Consider the following 16,003-nt stretch of genomic DNA (forward strand, 5'->3'; position numbering starts at 1 on the left):
AAAGGCGGAGAAGCCACAAGCAAAAATCACGACAAAGAATTCTATCAGGAAATCGGTGAAAAAGGCGGAGAAGCCACAAGCAAAAATCACGACAAAGAATTCTATCAGGAAATCGGTGAAAAAGGCGGAGAAGCCACTAGTAAAAATCATGACAAAGATTTTTATAAGGAAATCGGCCAAAAAGGCGGAAACAGACGAAGCAGCTAATAAAAGCATAAAAGGCAGACAATCTGCAGATCAAAAGCGATCCGGCGCATCAGCTGGATCGCTTTTTATTTTGGGAAAATCTTGATCTGAGCCGCCTTTGCGATACAATAAAATGAAAAAGGGGTTTTTCACTCGTGTCTGACATGCTGAATTTGCTCGCTATCGCCAATAAAGTCAAAGAAAAACACGATAATTTTTCAATCGCGGAGATCAATGACCACTGTGTGCGCCTCGCAGTGTTTACGGGAGAATATGACTGGCACCATCACCCTGACTCAGATGAATGGTTCATCGTTCTGGAAGGTGAGCTGCTGATCGATTTTAAGGACAAAGAAACCGCAGTGCTCAAAGCAAATGACAGCCTGCTCATCCCGAAAGGCACGATTCACCGCACCCGCTCTTACGTCAGAACCGTGAATCTTTGTGTTGAGCATACGCATGCGAAAACAGTCATCACAGAGGAACGGTCATGCTGATCAAAAAGATCGTATGTGAAACAGACGCTGTAAACGCTGAAGCATTTGCGCAAGCACAGTCAAGGTGGGGAGCATTATCATGTGTAAATGGATTCGTCAAACAGGCCGGCGGCTGGCGGAAAAACGCAGACGGCCTGTTCATCGCAGAGATCATCAGCGTTTGGGAGAACAGACAGGCCTATGATGATTTTATGGAGAACGAACATGACCGCATATACGAAGAAATCGAGCAGAAGGCTGCGATTCTTTCAATAGAAGTGATGCTGTACGAAGAGGATGAACCTTTCATTCATGAGCTGTTACATCACCCGGACATCCGGTACGAACCGGACTGGACGGTTCTGAAGGCATAATGAAAGCCCAAAACAGTTTGTTTTGGGCTTGTGTCTTTACTCGCGGCCGGGAAGCGTGTTGTGGACATACGGCGGGACGGGATCCAGCTTAGCTATTTCGCCGTGCGCCTTTGGTTCCTTTTCGTATTCGAATGGTTCTCCGTCCGGCGCTGTTTCCTTCAGCCAATTTTGTTCAGCGCTTTCTGCTCCATCTGAGAAATGAATAAGCTTATGGGAGAATGACTGTTTTTCCAGCGCCTTCGGGAATGTGGAAGGAACGATCGGACCTTCCTGTTCTTCTAATTCTTTAATGGCCGCAAGCCATTGGTTTTGATGCATGGTATCGCGGGCCAATAAAAAGCTGAGCATATCTTTCACGCCTTTATCATCGGTCATTTCATACAGGCGTGCGACTTGAAGCCTTCCTTGTGATTCGGCGTTCAGATTGGCGCGGAAGTCTGCCAGAAGGTTTCCGCTTGCGACGATATAGCCTGCGCTCCACGGAACGCCCGTGCTGCTCTCCGGCATTGCGCCGAGTCCTGAGACAATTGCATGATGCGGATTCATCCCGCCTAAAATGGACCCGATGACCGGATCATCAGCCGCTTTTTCCTGCTCTGCCAGCGGGGCGTCTTCTAACAGTCTCGCAATCATCGTCGCGATCATTTCGACATGGCCGATTTCTTCCGTCGCGGTATCCATCAGAAGATCCTTATATTTTTCATTGCCCCGTGTATTCCATCCTTGGAACAAATATTGCATGGCGACGGATATCTCCCCGTATTGTCCCCCTAAAATTTCCTGCATCTTTTTTGCGAACAGCGGGTCAGGACGATCCGGTTTAGCCGGATGCTGCAGTTTTTTCGTATGTGTAAACATGTCTCCATCTCCTTTTTTTGCTCTGTCCCTATTTACTTCCCCGGCGGGAAAAGGGATGAAACGGAGATGGGCGTATTGGTCCTGCTAAGGCTCGCGGCGCAAGGATAACAAATCCTGCACAAGCCCGCGGCCGATCACCTGTTCATATTGTCCGTAAATCGGGTCGAGGCGTTTCATCCATGTGTTCTTTTCCGCTTTGCTCAGCACATGAATATGAATGGATGAATTCTTCTTTATCTCTTCAAGCTGGTCTTTATTCATTTTCTCGGCGGAGGCTTCGTTCCATTCCGTCGTTTCTCTCATCGCCTCCGTTAAGATGGCTCTCGTTTTTTCTGTCTGCGAATTCCAGAAATGCTCGTCGGTCATCACGGCATAACCGAGGTACCCGTGATTGCTGATTGTCAAATAATCTTGAACATTATAAAATTTTTTAGAATAGATATTTGAAATCGTATTTTCTTCTCCGTCTACAAGATTGCTTTCCAAGAGCTGAAACGTGGAATTAAAGGAATCCTGCCGCGGGTGCGCGCCGAGCAGACGGTATTGGTCTTCGATCACGCTGCTCGGCATGATCCTGAGCGCCTGTCCTTTCAAATCGTCCGGAGTGAAGATCGGTCCTTTATTTGACGTAAGCTGCTTAAATCCGTTCGTCCAGTACGCCAGTCCTTTCAAATGATGCTTTTCTAATGAAGTGAACAGGCGTGTGCCGATTTTGCCGTTGAGGCCTTCTTGCACGGCTTTATAGTTTGTAAACGCGTACGGCAGATCCAAAACACCCCATTCGGGAGACAGTGATCCGAGCTTTGAGGTGGAGGGAGCGATGAATTGCACGTCCCCGTTTTGGAGGGCGTTTATTTCTTCATTATCTGAATAGAGGCTCCCGTTTGGAAACACCTCTACTTTAATGGTGCCGCCGGACTTTTGATAGACAAGGTCGGCAAACTTATTCGCCGCCCGCCCTTTAGGCGTGTTTTCAGCAACGACATGGCTGAATTTGAAAACGATTTGATCTTTCAGGCCTTCCTGTTCGTCATCATAATACGGTTCTTCCGTTGAGAAATGATCATGAAAGCCGATGAATAAAGCGGTTCCGATACCGAGTACCATCAGGCTGAGACAAGTCAGCAAGCTTTTCATCGAAAACCCCCTCCGCCATTTTCTATAACAAGCATAATCGGGCGGGCCGTTTTCGTAAAGAGACGGAAAGGAAGAGGCCAATGACGAAAAAAAAGCTCACCATCCGCTGGAAAATCACCATACTTTCGTATATCGTCGTGCTTTTTACCTTTTTGATCGTCGGCATCGTGCTGATCGGCAATATTCAGCATACAGAGGAGCGCGAGCTGAAAAAACGGCTGATGAATACCGCGCGGACGGTATCTGAGATGACCGATGTCAAACGCGCCCTCGAGCAGAAAAAACAAAGGGATGACGTGCGCCATGCGGTCGAAGAAATAAGGATCATCAATGAAGCGGACTACATCGTCGTCATGGATATGGATCATATCCGCTATTCGCATCCCGTCAGCACAATGATCGGAAAGCGTTCAAGGGGTGAGGACGAAGCCGCGGCGTTCGCCGAGCACATTTATTTTTCCGAAGCAAAGGGAGAGATCGGCACCGCCGTCCGCGCTTTTTATCCCATCAAAGACCGGGATTTGAATCAGATCGGCGTCGTTCTGGCCGGTAAAACGCTGCCCGGATTCGGTGAAATTCTTCTTCAGCTGAAACATGAAATACTGTTTATCGTTCTGCTGGCGCTCGGGTTCGGACTGGCCGGCTCCTTTTTACTGGCCCGCCACATCAAAAAACAAATGTTTTGGCTGGAGCCCCATGAGATCGTGAGAATGTATGAGGAACGGACCGCTACGTTTCATTCAATGAATGAGGGCGTCATCGCGATCGATAACCAGCATCACATCACCATTTTTAATGAAAAAGCGAAGCAGATATTCAATGTCAGACAAGAGACCGATGGCAGGCTGATCTGGGACGTGTTAAAAGATTCGCGCCTCCCTGAGATCGTCGAGCGGAACCGAGCCGTATATAATGAAGAAATCCAAGTCAGCGGAAAGGTGATCATGAGCAGCAGAATTCCGATCGTCATGAAAAAGAAGGTCATCGGAGCCGTCGCCATTTTTCAGGACAGGACGGAAGCGGCGAAAATGGCGGAAGAACTGACCGGCGTGAAAAATTTTGTCGATGCGCTCAGAGTTCAAAATCATGAACATATGAACAAGCTTCACACCATCGCGGGACTGATTCAGCTCGGAAAATCAGAAAAAGCGCTCCAGCTTGCTTTTAAGGAATCATCAGAACAAGAAAGCGTCACCGATTTTCTTCATCAGGCCATTCAGAATGACGCTGCGGCGGGGCTGTTGTTAAGCAAAATCAAAAGAGGAAAAGAGCTTGGCATCTCTGTGAAAATTGATGAAAACAGCAGTTTCTCGGCATTTCCGGAGCATGTCGACCAGCATGACATCGTCGTCCTGCTCGGCAATTTAATTGAAAATGCGTTCGGCGCATTCGAAACAGCGGACACGGAGGACAAACATATTGACATCAGTATCGAGCAAAATGATGAGGTGCTTGCTATATTAATAGAAGACAACGGAAGCGGGATTTCCGATCAGCACATCCCGCGCCTTTATGACAAAGGGTTTACCGTCAATAAAACGGGAGGAACGGGATACGGCTTGTACCTCGTCAAACAAATCGTCGACAAAGGGATGGGCGTTATTGAAGTCGACACACGGCAGGGACAGGGAACGGCATTTTCTATTTTATTTCCGATGAAGGGGGAGGAATCATTCGATGGACATCAAGGTGCTGCTTATTGAAGATGATCCGATGGTGCAGGAGGTGAATAAAGAATTTATCACCGGTGTTTCAGGGTTCAGCGTCATCGCCACGGCCGCCGACGGAGACGAGGGAATCAGGCTTATAAAAGATCTGCGGCCCGGGCTCGTGGTATTAGACGTATACATGCCGAAAAAAGACGGAATTAAAACGCTCCAGGAAATCAGAAAACAAAAGCTCGAAGTGGACGTCATCATCGTCTCGGCCGCAAAAGACAAAGAAACAATCCAGCTTATGCTGCAGAACGGTGCGGCCGACTATATTTTGAAGCCGTTTAAGCTGGAGCGGATGAGACAGGCGCTCGAAAACTATAAACAATATAAACGGAAAATTGAAGAGCATGACACCATGTCGCAGGAGCAGCTTGACATGCTGCTTAAAATTCCGCAAAATCCGTCCAGGGATCTGCCGAAGGGGTTAAATCATTTTACGATGAATGAAATTTTGACCTATATGAAACAGCAGACGGAGCCGCTTTCAGCTGAAGAAGCCGCCAAAGCGCTCGGGATCGCCAGGGTGACAGCGCGGCGTTATCTTGATTTTCTTGAGAAAGACGGCCAGATTAAGCTCGACATTCAATACGGGGGAGTGGGCCGGCCGGTTAACCGCTACAAATTTGTCCGCTAGCCGAGACCAAAAAGACCAAAATGTCCGTTATGATCATAAGCTTCCCCTCTTTGTATGAAAACGCTATCATTCTCGTATAGACGCAGCGAGAGGCAAGGGGGAGTAGGGATGAAAATTTTCAAAAATCTTACGGTGCAGGTCATCACGGCGGTGATCATCGGCGTCATTGTCGGACTCGTATGGCCTGAGGCCGGGAAGCAGATGAAGCCGCTCGGCGATACATTTATCAATGCGGTAAAAATGATTATCGCACCGATCATATTCCTGACGATCGTGCTCGGCATCGCCAAGATGGGAGACATGAAAAAAGTCGGCAAAGTCGGGGGAAAAGCATTTATTTATTTTGAAGTCGTGACCACCATCGCCCTTATTATCGGACTTCTGGTCGTCAATATCATGAAACCCGGTGAGGGCCTTGATTACAGCAAGCTTGAAAAAGGGGATGTCTCTCAGTACACCCAAAACGGGGGACAGGGGATTGACTGGATTGAGTTTATCACTCACATCGTTCCGTCAAATATGGTTGACGCTTTCGCAAAAGGCGACATTCTTCAGGTCTTATTCTTTTCTGTTTTATTCGGTGTCGGCCTGGCGGCGCTCGGTGAAAGAGGCAAAAGCATTATTGATTTCTTTGATAAACTGTCGCACGTTTTTTTCAAAATCATCGGCTACATCATGCGCGCGGCGCCGATCGGCGCATTCGGGGCCATGGCCTATACGATCGGGCACTTCGGCCTTGATTCCATCAAGCCGCTGGCGAGTCTGATGCTGTCTGTATACGTTACGATGTTCCTGTTTGTATTTGTCGCTTTGAATATCATTTGCAAACTATTCGGTTTCAGCTTGTGGAACTATCTCCGTTTTATTAAAGATGAACTGCTCATTGTTCTCGGCACAAGCTCTTCTGAGTCCGTCCTTCCGCGGATGATGGATAAAATGGAGCGTTACGGCTGTTCCAAATCGGTTGTCGGCCTTGTCATTCCGACGGGATATTCTTTTAACCTTGACGGCACCTCGATTTATCTTTCAATGGCGACGGTTTTTCTGGCGCAGGTGTTCGGCGTTGACCTTACCATCGGCCAGCAGGTTACGATCATTCTCGTGCTGATGCTGACATCAAAAGGCGCGGCGGGCGTAACCGGAAGCGGATTTATCGTACTCGCCTCCACTTTATCGGCGCTTCAGGTTATCCCGCTGGAGGGACTGGCGCTGCTCCTCGGCGTCGACCGCTTTATGAGTGAAGGAAGGGCGATCGTCAACCTGATCGGAAACGGAATCGCCACCATCATCGTAGCCAAGAGCGAAAATGAGTTTGACGAAACGAAAAGCACACAGGCCGTAAAAGAAATGAAAACGGCGGTATAAAAGGAAAGGAACGGCATGCATCGGGCATGCCGTTCTTTTTTTCGGCCTCCATGAGTAAAAAAGATAAATTTGTTTAAATTTATTAGGAGGTGGACAAAGACCTTAGCGTCATTTTGTTATATAATTTACAATTAGAGAGTGAAAGATGAAATCTAAGGGCTTTTTGTCCTAGCAGGAGTGTATAAATGGCGGCTATTTTTAAATTTTTTCAGCATCCGGGTGTCAGACGTTTTTCCGTTTTTCTTGTTTTGACTGGGGTGTTAGTTGTATTCCGAAGTATGATTAATTTGATTTTGCTTACGTTTATTTTTACTTTTCTGATGGATCGGCTGGAGACTGTCATCCGGCACGTGTTGAACCATTTTTTCCGGATCAGCCAGAGGGTGGTCATCACCGTTTTATATATTGCGCTGGCTGTCGGGGCGACTGTCGGAGGCTTTGTCTTTTACCCGATTGTTGCCAAGCAGATTGAACAGCTGATTAAGCAGATCAAGCACATCGCGTATCATCCCGATGTCATTCCGTTTTATGATGAGATATCGAGCGTGTTCGGCGATATCAATATCGGTTCCTATGTAAAAGAAGGTTTTAATGTACTGTATACATACTTGGCCGATATCAGCACTTTCGGTTTGCAGGTCGTGATGTCACTGATTCTCAGCATGTTTTTCCTGTTCGAGAAAAAGCGGCTCACGGAGTTTATGAAAAAATTTCAGCACAGCAAGCTGTCTGTTTTTTACTACGAACTTGCTTATTTCGGCAGCAAGTTTGCGAGAACATTCGGCAAAGTGCTTGAAGCCCAATTTATTATCGCGCTGGTGAACTGTATCCTCACCTTGATCGCATTGGCGATTCTGCATTTTCCGCAGCTGTTCGGCCTGTCAATCATGGTCTTTTTCCTCGGGCTCATTCCCGTGGCGGGTGTGGTGATTTCGCTCATTCCGCTCAGCATCATCGCGTATACGACGGGCGGCGCAGCGTATGTCATCTACATCGTGCTGGTCATTTTCGTCATCCATGCGATTGAGACGTACTTCCTTAATCCGAAACTGATGTCAGCGAAAACGGAACTGCCGATCTTTTTTACCTTTACAGTTCTGATTTTCTCGGAACATTTCTTCGGTATCTGGGGCTTGATTATCGGAATTCCGATTTTTGTGTTCCTGCTTGATATTCTGGATGTCGTCAATAATGAAGAGAAGGAAAAAAACGGACCGGTCCCGGATAAGACATAACGTCGGCTCCGGCTCTTCACGAATATATGACTAATGTTATAATGCAGACAGTGCCTATGTACGGGCACTGTTTATTTTTTGTGAAAAAGGAGGAAGGCTGTATGACTGAGCCGATTTTACATATTGAAGGCCTTGACAAAACAATAGGCAAAAAGCACATTTTAAAAAACATCAGCATGGATGTCAGGCAGGGCGAGATCATCGGTTTGCTCGGTCCGAACGGGTCGGGAAAAACCACACTTATCCGAATCATCGTCGGTCTTTTAAAGAAAAACAGCGGCACGATTACAATTAACGGCTTTCAGCACGATGCTGATTTCGAAAAAGCGCTTGAATCCGTCGGAGCGATCGTGGAAAATCCTGAATTCTACCCGTACCTGACGGGGTGGGAAAATCTGAAGCACTTTGCCAACATGCACAAAAACATCAAAGAGGACAGGCTTCAGGAAGTCATCGAGCGTGTCGGGCTCACCAACGCCGTTCATGACAAAGTTAAAACGTATTCCCTTGGTATGCGTCAGCGTCTCGGGATTGCGCAGGCCATTCTTCACCGTCCGAATCTGCTCATTTTAGATGAACCGACAAACGGGCTTGATCCCGGCGGAATGAAGGATTTCCGCGATCACTTAAAGGAACTCGCGGAGCTTGAAGGGACGAGCATCCTTTTTGCGACGCATTTATTGCGTGAAGTGGAGGACCTTTGCGACCGTGTCATCATCATTCAAAAAGGTGAGATCAAAACAGAGGTTGTTCTGCGCGGCGCTGAGGAAAAAGAAGAAAAAGCCGTCCTCGACATTCAGCCGGCTGACGAAGCATTCGAATGGCTGTCCCAACAGCAATTTGCTCCGGAGAAAAACGGCGGGGGCATTACCGTCACCGTAGCGAAGAAGGACATCCCGGCATTAAACCATGCGCTCGTCGGACAAGACTTTCTCGTGTATTCCATCATGCCGTATGCGGAATCGCTGGAGGATGAATTCATGAAAGTGACGACGGCGCTTCAAGAGGAGGGGGAGACGAATGTTTAAATTGACAGCGAATGAGCATATGAAGCTCTTTAACCGAAAAGTCTCATTAGTGGCGCTGATTCTGATGGCCGTTCTCCAATTTATTATGGCGCTTGTCATTAAACGGCTTGTCATCAGTTCCGGAACGGATGAGAATTTTATCGGCTATATGGCGTACGCGCCCGGGCTGAATATTCTGCTTGAGGCGTTAACAATCGTGATCGCGGCAACGATCATTTCCGCTGAATTTGATAAGAAAACGATCAAATTTCTGTTAATCCGCCCGGTAAAGCGGGAGCGGATTTTTGTATCTAAACTCATTACCGTATTTTTGGTCAGCTTGTACCTGTATGCGGCGTACTATATTCTGTCTCTGCTGTTCGGCATGGCTTTCTTCGGCGTGGCGGTGACATCTGAATCAGGGACGCTTCTTATGAACACCCTGAAAGTAATCGGCACGAACTGGGTCGAGGCGTTTGCGATGGCATGTTTTGGCTTGTTGTGTTCTTCTGTATTCCGAAACAGCGCAACGGCCGTCATTTTGTCATTTATCGTGCTGTACGGCGCAAAATCACTCGTGACGATTATGTCGCTCTTCCAAAACAAATGGGGAAGTTTTCTGCTGTTCGCAAATACTGACTTGACGCAATATATGAGCGGGGCGAAACCGCTGTTTGCGGGAATGACGCCGTTATTTTCCGCAGGCATTATCATTATCCATATCGTATTCTTCTTAGCCGTCGCTTGGTGGAGCTTTTGCAAACGCGATGTTCGGGTATAAAGTAAAGGAATGACATTTTTGTGAAAAAGATCACGATAAATCAATAATTTATGCTATTTTGATTTATAATAAAGGTAATGACGGAGGTGCTCACTTGAGAAATTTTATTACCGCATTACCGATTGTGTTATTGCTTGGTTTTTCCTTTGTGTCATTCATGTTCCAATTCGAACATCTTGTTTATTTCAGACTTGCGCTGGGATTGTTTTCTACAGTGGGGCTGTTTCTCTTATATAAATTGAAGACGGGATTCCGTTATTTCATCATCTACCTGTATGCAAGCTGGATCGTGCTTGCGGCGGTTACCGCGTTTGAAGAGCCGATTTTTTCAAGCTTTTTCTTTGGCGGGCTTGTGATGACGATGGGTTATCTCACATATATGCTGATTTATCTCGGGCTCAAGCAGGACCGCGGCCCGGAAGCAGTCTGAACGCGCTATTCCATGGAATAGCGTGTTTTTTTATACAGCCTCACAGTTGCGAAACGAGACTTGAATCTCTATAATACTTATTAACTTTATCGGAATTATAATGGGGGGATTCCAGTGTCTTTATGGATACAGAATGAACGGCAGAGGGAATGGATGGAAAAAATCGGCCTGCTTGCAGACGAATTTCAAACAACAGCCGCGCTTGATGATGAGGCGGGCCGTTTTCCCGTGGAGAAAATTCAAAGACTGCGCGACGCAGGATATACGGCATTAACGGTACCTGAGGCATTCGGCGGTGCAGGCATTTCCGTTTATGATATGGTGCTGTTTCAGGAACGGCTGGCGCGGGGAGACGCGGCCGTTGCTCTCGGAATCGGCTGGCATTTATCCGTCATGGGTGAGCTCGGAGAAGGAAACAGCTGGGATGAAGATGTCTTTTCATTTATCACAGAAGAGGTGAAAAAGGGAGCTGTCCTGAACAGGGCAGCGACGGAACGGCAGACCGGCAGTCCGACGAGGGGAGGAAGACCCGGCACCTCCGCTGTCAAAAAAGACGGAAAATGGGTGCTGAACGGCCGAAAAACCTTTACAACCCTTTCGTTGACGTTAGATTATATGCTTGTGACGGCATGGATTGAAGAAAAACAAACGACCGGTGTTTTTCTCATTCATAAAGATCAGGCAGGCGTCTCGGTCGAAGAAACATGGGATATGATTGCCATGAAGGCGACCGGAAGCCATGATCTCCTTTTAGATCATGTCACGCTCAGTGACGAGCGGCTTGTGGAGCTTATCAGCGGGCCGAGGGCGGCGAAAGTGAATGGCTGGCTGCTTCACATTCCCGCTGCTTATCTGGGTATCGCTCAAGCGGCAAGGGACTATGCCGTCCGGTTTGCATCCGAATATTCGCCGAACAGCCTGAACGGACCGATTAAAGACGTGCCGGCCGTTCAGCAGCGTGTCGGGGAAATGGAGCTTGAATTGTTAAAAGCGAGACAGTTTCTCTTCACGGCGACGCAAATGTATGATGACCCGAAACGCCGCCCTTTCATCAAAAGCGAGCTCGGCGCCGCAAAACATATTGTGACAAATGCCGTCCTTTCTGTTGTTGATAAAGCAATGAGAATCACCGGCGCAAAAAGCCTAGAGCGAAACAATCCGCTCCAGCGGTATTATCGGGATGCCCGGGCCGGCCTTCACAATCCGCCGATGGACGATGCGGTCATCGGCAAATTAGCGGCGGAAGCCTTTGAGCAATAAAAAAAAGAGCCTGAAAAAGGCTCTTTTTATGTATGGCTGTTGTGCCGGAGCAGTTTTTGATGCTTGCGGTCAATTCTGTCATAGATCACATTCATCAGCTTTTGATTATTCATAATGGCCGCCTTGTTTTCTTTTATCAGCTGTTCGTATGTTTTTATTTTACGTTTCGCCATGAACCCGCACCTTCCTAACATATTTGTATTCGCTTTCTAATTCTCCGAGCGATAATTCATATAAATGCCGTTCCGACTTTTTGTATATTCCGTTATTGATCAGCAAATGGATCAGATGTTTTTTTCGTCCTTCAACTGATGATCTGAGCTGAGGAGAAGACCTCATGATTACCCTCCTAATCAAATGATATTGAGAATCATTATCAGTTAATGAAAGTATACAATGGGCATATTCATATGTAAAGGAAAAATACCGCCAATTTTTCGACAAAAAGTTTCCCGGGGAATAATGCTGTCGAATATTGCATTTGCTCAGATCAAAGCTGCTATTTTTCCGCTTTTCCATCCATACTATGAATGAGAATGGAGGAGTCCTTACATGAATGATCAAACGGCAAACTTAAAACGGGGTGAGAAAGGCGCGATTCTTAATATCGCCGCGTACCTCATCCTTGCCGCCGTCAAACTGGTGATCGGTCTTATTTATCATTCCGAAGCGCTCCGAGCGGACGGTTTAAATAATGCCACGGATATTGTCGCATCACTGGCTGTGCTGATCGGGCTCCGGATTTCCCAGCGCCCCGCGGACAGTGATCATGCTTACGGACATTATCGGGCTGAAACAATTTCTTCATTAATTGCGTCTTTTATTATGATGGCGGTCGGTATTGAAGTGCTGATCGGAGGAGCAAAGGCGATTGTCAGCGGAACGGAGGCCGAGCCGAGCTTCATTGCGGCATGGACGGCGCTCGGAAGCGCGATTGTAATGTACGGCATGTATGTATATAACAGCCGTCTTGCGAATCGGGTTAAAAGTTCTGCGCTTCATGCGGCGGCGAAAGACAGCCGTTCTGACGCCTATGTCAGTATTGGGGCGTTTATAGGCGTTTTAACGGCCCGGCTTCATCTGCTGTGGATTGATCCGGTCATTGCTTTTCTGATCGGAATCATCATCTGTAAGACGGCATGGGACATCTTCAAAGATGCTTCCCACTCATTGACGGACGGGTTTGATCTGAAAGATTTGGAGCCGTATAAACACACGGTGAAAGAAATAAAAGAGGTCAGCAGGCTGAAGGATGTGAAAGCAAGGTATTTGGGGAGCACGGTTCATGTGGAAATGGTCATTACGGTAGATCCGGGACTGTCTGTGAAAGAAGGCCATGAAGCAGCCGATGCAGTCGAGTATGCAATAAAACATGAACATGATGTGACTCATGTCCATGTTCATGTAGAGCCTGAAGTCATAAACAAAGATCGTGAAACGAATTAAATATGCTGTGATAAAAACTCTGTGACTTCTTCGGGCGTTTTTGCGTTTGCGCTGTGAAGATGCGCTTTCTTTTCACCGTTTTTAAAGATCAGAAGGCTCGGTATGCCCATTACCTGATATTTGTCGGCAAGCTCAGGGAGCTCGTCTCTGTTCAGCTCATACCAATCATTTTGATTATATTCTTCCAAAATATCGCCGATGAACATATTCATGCGCGTGCAGTCAGGGCACCAGTCAGCGAAAAATTTCACGATGATTTCCTTGTCGGATTGAATAAGTTCATTAAATTGTTCTGTTGTACTGATTTTTTTCATATGACACATCTCCTTTTCCATGCCATTTTAATATAAAATAAAAAGGAATTACATACAAATGCTTTCATATTCAGAATGCCCAAAAATAATTAGATCATTTTCTGAGGAAAGTGATAAGATAGTAAAGATGAATTGTTGTGGGGGGAATATCCATTGAAAACAAGTCTAGGATTGGTGTACGGCGGAAAGTCAGCCGAACACAATGTATCGCTGCAGACAGCATTAGCTGTAACAAAAGCGCTTAATACTGAGAAGTTTGATATACATCCGATTTACATCACTGAAAAAGGAGAATGGCAAAGAGGCCCGCTGCTGACTGAGCCGGTTTCCAACGTGAAAATGCTTCAGCTGGAACAAAACGGTGAAAGTTTCGCTCTATCAGCATTGAACCGGGAAATGTTTCCTGAAGCGTCGCCTGACGAAAAGGCGCCGATCGATGTCGTATTTCCGCTTCTGCACGGACCGAACGGTGAAGACGGCACCATTCAGGGTCTGCTGGAATTGCTGAACGTTCCTTATGTCGGCAACGGGGTGCTTGCATCATCAGCCGGCATGGATAAAGTCATCATGAAGCATTTGTTCGCTCAAGCGGGGCTTCCGCAGGCGAAGTACGCCGCTTTCTTAAAAAAGGACTGGAAACAGACGCCGGACAGCTGCTTACAGCAGGTTGAAGAGGAGCTGGGATATCCGTGCTTCGTCAAACCGGCGAACCTCGGATCAAGCGTCGGAATCAGCAAATGCCGAAATCGCGAAGAGCTTGAAAAAGCCTTCGAACTGGCTTTTGAGTATGATCGGAAAATTGTGGTGGAAGAAGGAATCGCCGGAAGAGAAATCGAAATCGGCGTACTCGGAAATGACGAACCGAAATGCTCCGCCGTCGGTGAAATCGCGCCGAAAACCGACTTTTACGATTACAAGGCGAAATATGAAGACGGCGACACGGATTTAATGATTCCCGCGCAAGTGACGGATGAACAATATGCGGAAATCAGCGAGATGGCGATTAAAGCCTTCAAAGCGATTGACGGATCAGGCCTTGTCCGCGCCGATTTCTTCCTGACCAATGACGGTCAAGTGCTCATTAACGAAGTGAACACAATGCCGGGCTTTACGCCATTCAGCATGTTCCCGCTGCTTTGGAAAGAAGCAGGCGTAGATTACAGTGATCTGATCGAACAGCTGGTTGAGCTGGCAAAAGAACGCCATGCCGAAAAACAGCTGATTAAACATACATTTTAATGAAGACGGACACTGCCTAAAAGGGGCAGTGTCTTTTCCCGTAACAGACAACATTTTCAGAAAGCGAGGTGCCACCTTTGATAAAGCGAACTGTAAAGCGAATCGCAGACATGGTCAAAGGCACACTGACAAATCCCGTATTTGAACAAACAATGATTGAGGGCGCCGCAACCGATACGCGGACTTTGGAAAAAAATCAGCTGTTCATTCCTTTAAAAGGCGAGCATTTTAACGGCCACACCTTTGTGCCGCAAGCATTCGAAAAAGGCGTTTCCGCGGTGTTGTGGGACCGCTCTGAACCGAATCCGCCGGAAGAGCGTGCTGTCATCCTGGTCGATGACACGCTGGAGGCGCTGCAAACATTGGCAAAAGCTTATTTGGAAGAGCTCGGCACACGGGTTATCGGGGTGACCGGGAGCAACGGAAAAACGACAACGAAAGACATGCTGCACGCCGTTCTCGGCACGCAGTACCGCGTTCACAAAACCGCCGGCAATTTCAACAATCATATCGGCCTGCCGCTGACTGTGCTTGCCATGCCTGAAGATACAGAAATCGCCGTTTTAGAAATGGGAATGAGCGCGAGGGGCGAAATTGATTTTCTGAGCCGTCTTGCTGAACCGGAAGCTGCCGTCATTACCAATATCGGCGAATCCCACATGCAGGATTTAGGCTCAAGAGAAGGAATTGCGGAGGCGAAACTTGAAATTATAAACGGACTTCGGGAAGACGGCGTTCTGTTTTATTTCGGGGATGAGCCGCTGCTCCGCCAAAAGGCGTACACTTGCCGGACAACGACATACGGCGCAGGCGCGGACAATGATCTCTGCCTGAAAGAAATAAAACAGGCGGAAGAAGGCACGTACTTTAATATCGACGGGATCGACCGTTCTTTCTTTATTCCCGTTCTCGGCAGACATAATGTGATGAATGCCATGGCCGCATACGCCGCCGGCACCTATTTCGGCATTACGCCGGAAAATGCCGCTCTGGGACTGAGCCGCCTGAAGGTGACAGGGATGAGATTGGAACTGGTCAAAACGGACAACGGCATCTCGATCGTAAACGACGCATATAATGCGAGCCCGACGTCAATGAAAGCGGCGGTCGAATTAATTGAAACGATGAAAGGCTATCGGAAGAAAATGCTCGTGCTCGGTGATATGCTTGAACTTGGTGATGAAGAAAAAGCATTCCACGAAGAATGCGGAGCTGCGGTCAATCCGGCGGAAATCGACCATGTATTTACTTACGGCACACTCGGCGCATTCATCGCTGACGGAGCGCGCCGGCATTTTGAAGAAGGGCGCGTCAGCCATTATCTTGACAAAAAAGAACTGCTTCACGCCATACAGGAAATGGCCGCTTCCGGCGATCTCCTTCTGTTTAAAGCATCGAGAGGTATGAAGCTCGAAGAAATCGTTAAAGATTTATTAGAGAAGAACTGAAAAAATACTGATCAGCATCATAAAAATATACAAAAATGAAGAAACTAATTCAGGGTGAAATAATTCTGTCTGTATGAAAAAGAAAGACCGCCGGCTGG

The 16,003-nt window shown here is 47.3% G+C and carries 18 protein-coding genes and 1 pseudogene; 14 read left to right on the top strand and 5 right to left on the bottom strand.

Annotated elements, in window-relative coordinates:
- From gsiB to SB724_RS17305, 3 genes and pseudogenes are all read left to right on the top strand, one after another.
- Positions 1-201, top strand: a pseudogene (gene gsiB, locus SB724_RS17295) (glucose starvation-inducible protein GsiB); the annotation flags it as partial.
- Positions 202-341: 140 nt separating this feature from the next.
- Positions 342-683, top strand: a complete 342-nt coding sequence (locus SB724_RS17300; RefSeq protein ID WP_014304387.1) for a cupin domain-containing protein — start codon at positions 342-344, stop codon at positions 681-683.
- Positions 677-1,036: a YdbC family protein gene (locus tag SB724_RS17305; protein WP_410572106.1), complete on the top strand. Its 360-nt coding sequence runs from the start codon at positions 677-679 to the stop codon at positions 1,034-1,036. The genes SB724_RS17300 and SB724_RS17305 overlap by 7 nt, the downstream gene beginning before the upstream one ends.
- Positions 1,037-1,072: 36 nt before the next feature.
- On the opposite strand, the gene SB724_RS17310 is transcribed toward SB724_RS17305, so the two are convergent.
- Both SB724_RS17310 and SB724_RS17315 read right to left on the bottom strand, forming a co-directional pair.
- The gene (locus tag SB724_RS17310; protein ID WP_014416954.1) at positions 1,073-1,894 is read right to left on the bottom strand and encodes a manganese catalase; all 822 of its coding nucleotides are present in this window, start codon (positions 1,892-1,894) and stop codon (positions 1,073-1,075) included.
- An 84-nt stretch (positions 1,895-1,978) separates the two neighbouring features.
- Positions 1,979-3,031, bottom strand: a complete 1,053-nt coding sequence (locus SB724_RS17315; protein ID WP_007609559.1) for a TRAP transporter substrate-binding protein — start codon at positions 3,029-3,031, stop codon at positions 1,979-1,981.
- Positions 3,032-3,111: 80 nt separating this feature from the next.
- On the opposite strand from SB724_RS17315, the gene dctS reads away from it, so the two are divergent.
- The 8 genes from dctS (at position 3,112) to SB724_RS17355 (ending at position 11,458) form a co-directional block, all read left to right on the top strand.
- Positions 3,112-4,734, top strand: coding sequence for a two-component system sensor histidine kinase DctS (dctS, locus tag SB724_RS17320; protein WP_410572108.1), 1,623 nt, complete (start codon positions 3,112-3,114; stop codon positions 4,732-4,734).
- Entirely contained in the window at positions 4,709-5,380 is a 672-nt protein-coding gene (dctR, locus tag SB724_RS17325) for a two-component system response regulator DctR (RefSeq protein WP_003156219.1), read from the top strand. The genes dctS and dctR overlap by 26 nt, the downstream gene beginning before the upstream one ends.
- A 108-nt stretch (positions 5,381-5,488) precedes the next feature.
- Positions 5,489-6,745 (top strand): C4-dicarboxylate transporter DctP, encoded by a 1,257-nt coding sequence (dctP, locus tag SB724_RS17330; RefSeq protein WP_032872974.1) that lies wholly within the window; start codon positions 5,489-5,491, stop codon positions 6,743-6,745.
- A 185-nt stretch (positions 6,746-6,930) separates the two neighbouring features.
- Entirely contained in the window at positions 6,931-7,980 is a 1,050-nt protein-coding gene (locus SB724_RS17335; RefSeq protein WP_007410215.1) for an AI-2E family transporter, read from the top strand.
- A gap of 101 nt (positions 7,981-8,081) precedes the next feature.
- Positions 8,082-9,008: an ABC transporter ATP-binding protein gene (locus SB724_RS17340; protein ID WP_410572110.1), complete on the top strand. Its 927-nt coding sequence runs from the start codon at positions 8,082-8,084 to the stop codon at positions 9,006-9,008.
- Entirely contained in the window at positions 9,001-9,768 is a 768-nt protein-coding gene (locus SB724_RS17345; protein WP_410572112.1) for an ABC transporter permease, read from the top strand. The genes SB724_RS17340 and SB724_RS17345 overlap by 8 nt, the downstream gene beginning before the upstream one ends.
- A gap of 94 nt (positions 9,769-9,862) precedes the next feature.
- On the top strand, positions 9,863-10,198 hold the full coding sequence (locus SB724_RS17350; RefSeq protein WP_032872980.1) for a hypothetical protein: 336 nt from the start codon (positions 9,863-9,865) through the stop codon (positions 10,196-10,198).
- A 114-nt stretch (positions 10,199-10,312) separates the two neighbouring features.
- Positions 10,313-11,458: an acyl-CoA dehydrogenase family protein gene (locus SB724_RS17355; RefSeq protein ID WP_410572115.1), complete on the top strand. Its 1,146-nt coding sequence runs from the start codon at positions 10,313-10,315 to the stop codon at positions 11,456-11,458.
- 26 nt (positions 11,459-11,484) lie between these two features.
- Here the strand turns inward: SB724_RS17355 and fbpB are convergent, their stop codons facing one another.
- Both fbpB and SB724_RS17365 read right to left on the bottom strand, forming a co-directional pair.
- Positions 11,485-11,631 (bottom strand): Fur-regulated basic protein FbpB, encoded by a 147-nt coding sequence (gene fbpB, locus SB724_RS17360; protein WP_003156206.1) that lies wholly within the window; start codon positions 11,629-11,631, stop codon positions 11,485-11,487.
- On the bottom strand, positions 11,618-11,797 hold the full coding sequence (locus SB724_RS17365; protein ID WP_265973388.1) for a Fur-regulated basic protein FbpA: 180 nt from the start codon (positions 11,795-11,797) through the stop codon (positions 11,618-11,620). Before SB724_RS17365 ends, fbpB begins: the two co-directional genes overlap by 14 nt.
- A gap of 213 nt (positions 11,798-12,010) precedes the next feature.
- On the opposite strand from SB724_RS17365, the gene SB724_RS17370 reads away from it, so the two are divergent.
- Positions 12,011-12,904 (top strand): cation diffusion facilitator family transporter, encoded by an 894-nt coding sequence (locus SB724_RS17370; RefSeq protein WP_410572117.1) that lies wholly within the window; start codon positions 12,011-12,013, stop codon positions 12,902-12,904.
- Here SB724_RS17370 and SB724_RS17375 read toward each other — a convergent pair.
- Positions 12,901-13,218 carry a thioredoxin family protein gene (locus SB724_RS17375; protein WP_003156200.1) on the bottom strand — a complete coding sequence of 106 codons (318 nt, stop codon included), beginning with the start codon at positions 13,216-13,218 and terminating at the stop codon, positions 12,901-12,903. The genes SB724_RS17370 and SB724_RS17375 overlap by 4 nt on opposite strands.
- 153 nt (positions 13,219-13,371) lie before the next feature.
- Between SB724_RS17375 and SB724_RS17380 the strand changes: the two genes are divergently transcribed.
- Together SB724_RS17380 and SB724_RS17385 are read left to right on the top strand one after the other, a co-directional pair.
- On the top strand, positions 13,372-14,457 hold the full coding sequence (locus SB724_RS17380) for a D-alanine--D-alanine ligase (RefSeq protein WP_003156199.1): 1,086 nt from the start codon (positions 13,372-13,374) through the stop codon (positions 14,455-14,457).
- A 77-nt stretch (positions 14,458-14,534) separates the two neighbouring features.
- Complete coding sequence (locus tag SB724_RS17385; protein ID WP_410572120.1) at positions 14,535-15,905, top strand: UDP-N-acetylmuramoyl-tripeptide--D-alanyl-D-alanine ligase; 1,371 nt, start codon at positions 14,535-14,537, stop codon at positions 15,903-15,905.
- Positions 15,906-16,003 lie beyond the last annotated feature (98 nt).

Origin of the sequence: Bacillus sp. SIMBA_031, assembly GCF_046535225.1 — a bacterium.
Classification (GTDB): Bacteria; Bacillota; Bacilli; order Bacillales; family Bacillaceae; genus Bacillus; species Bacillus velezensis.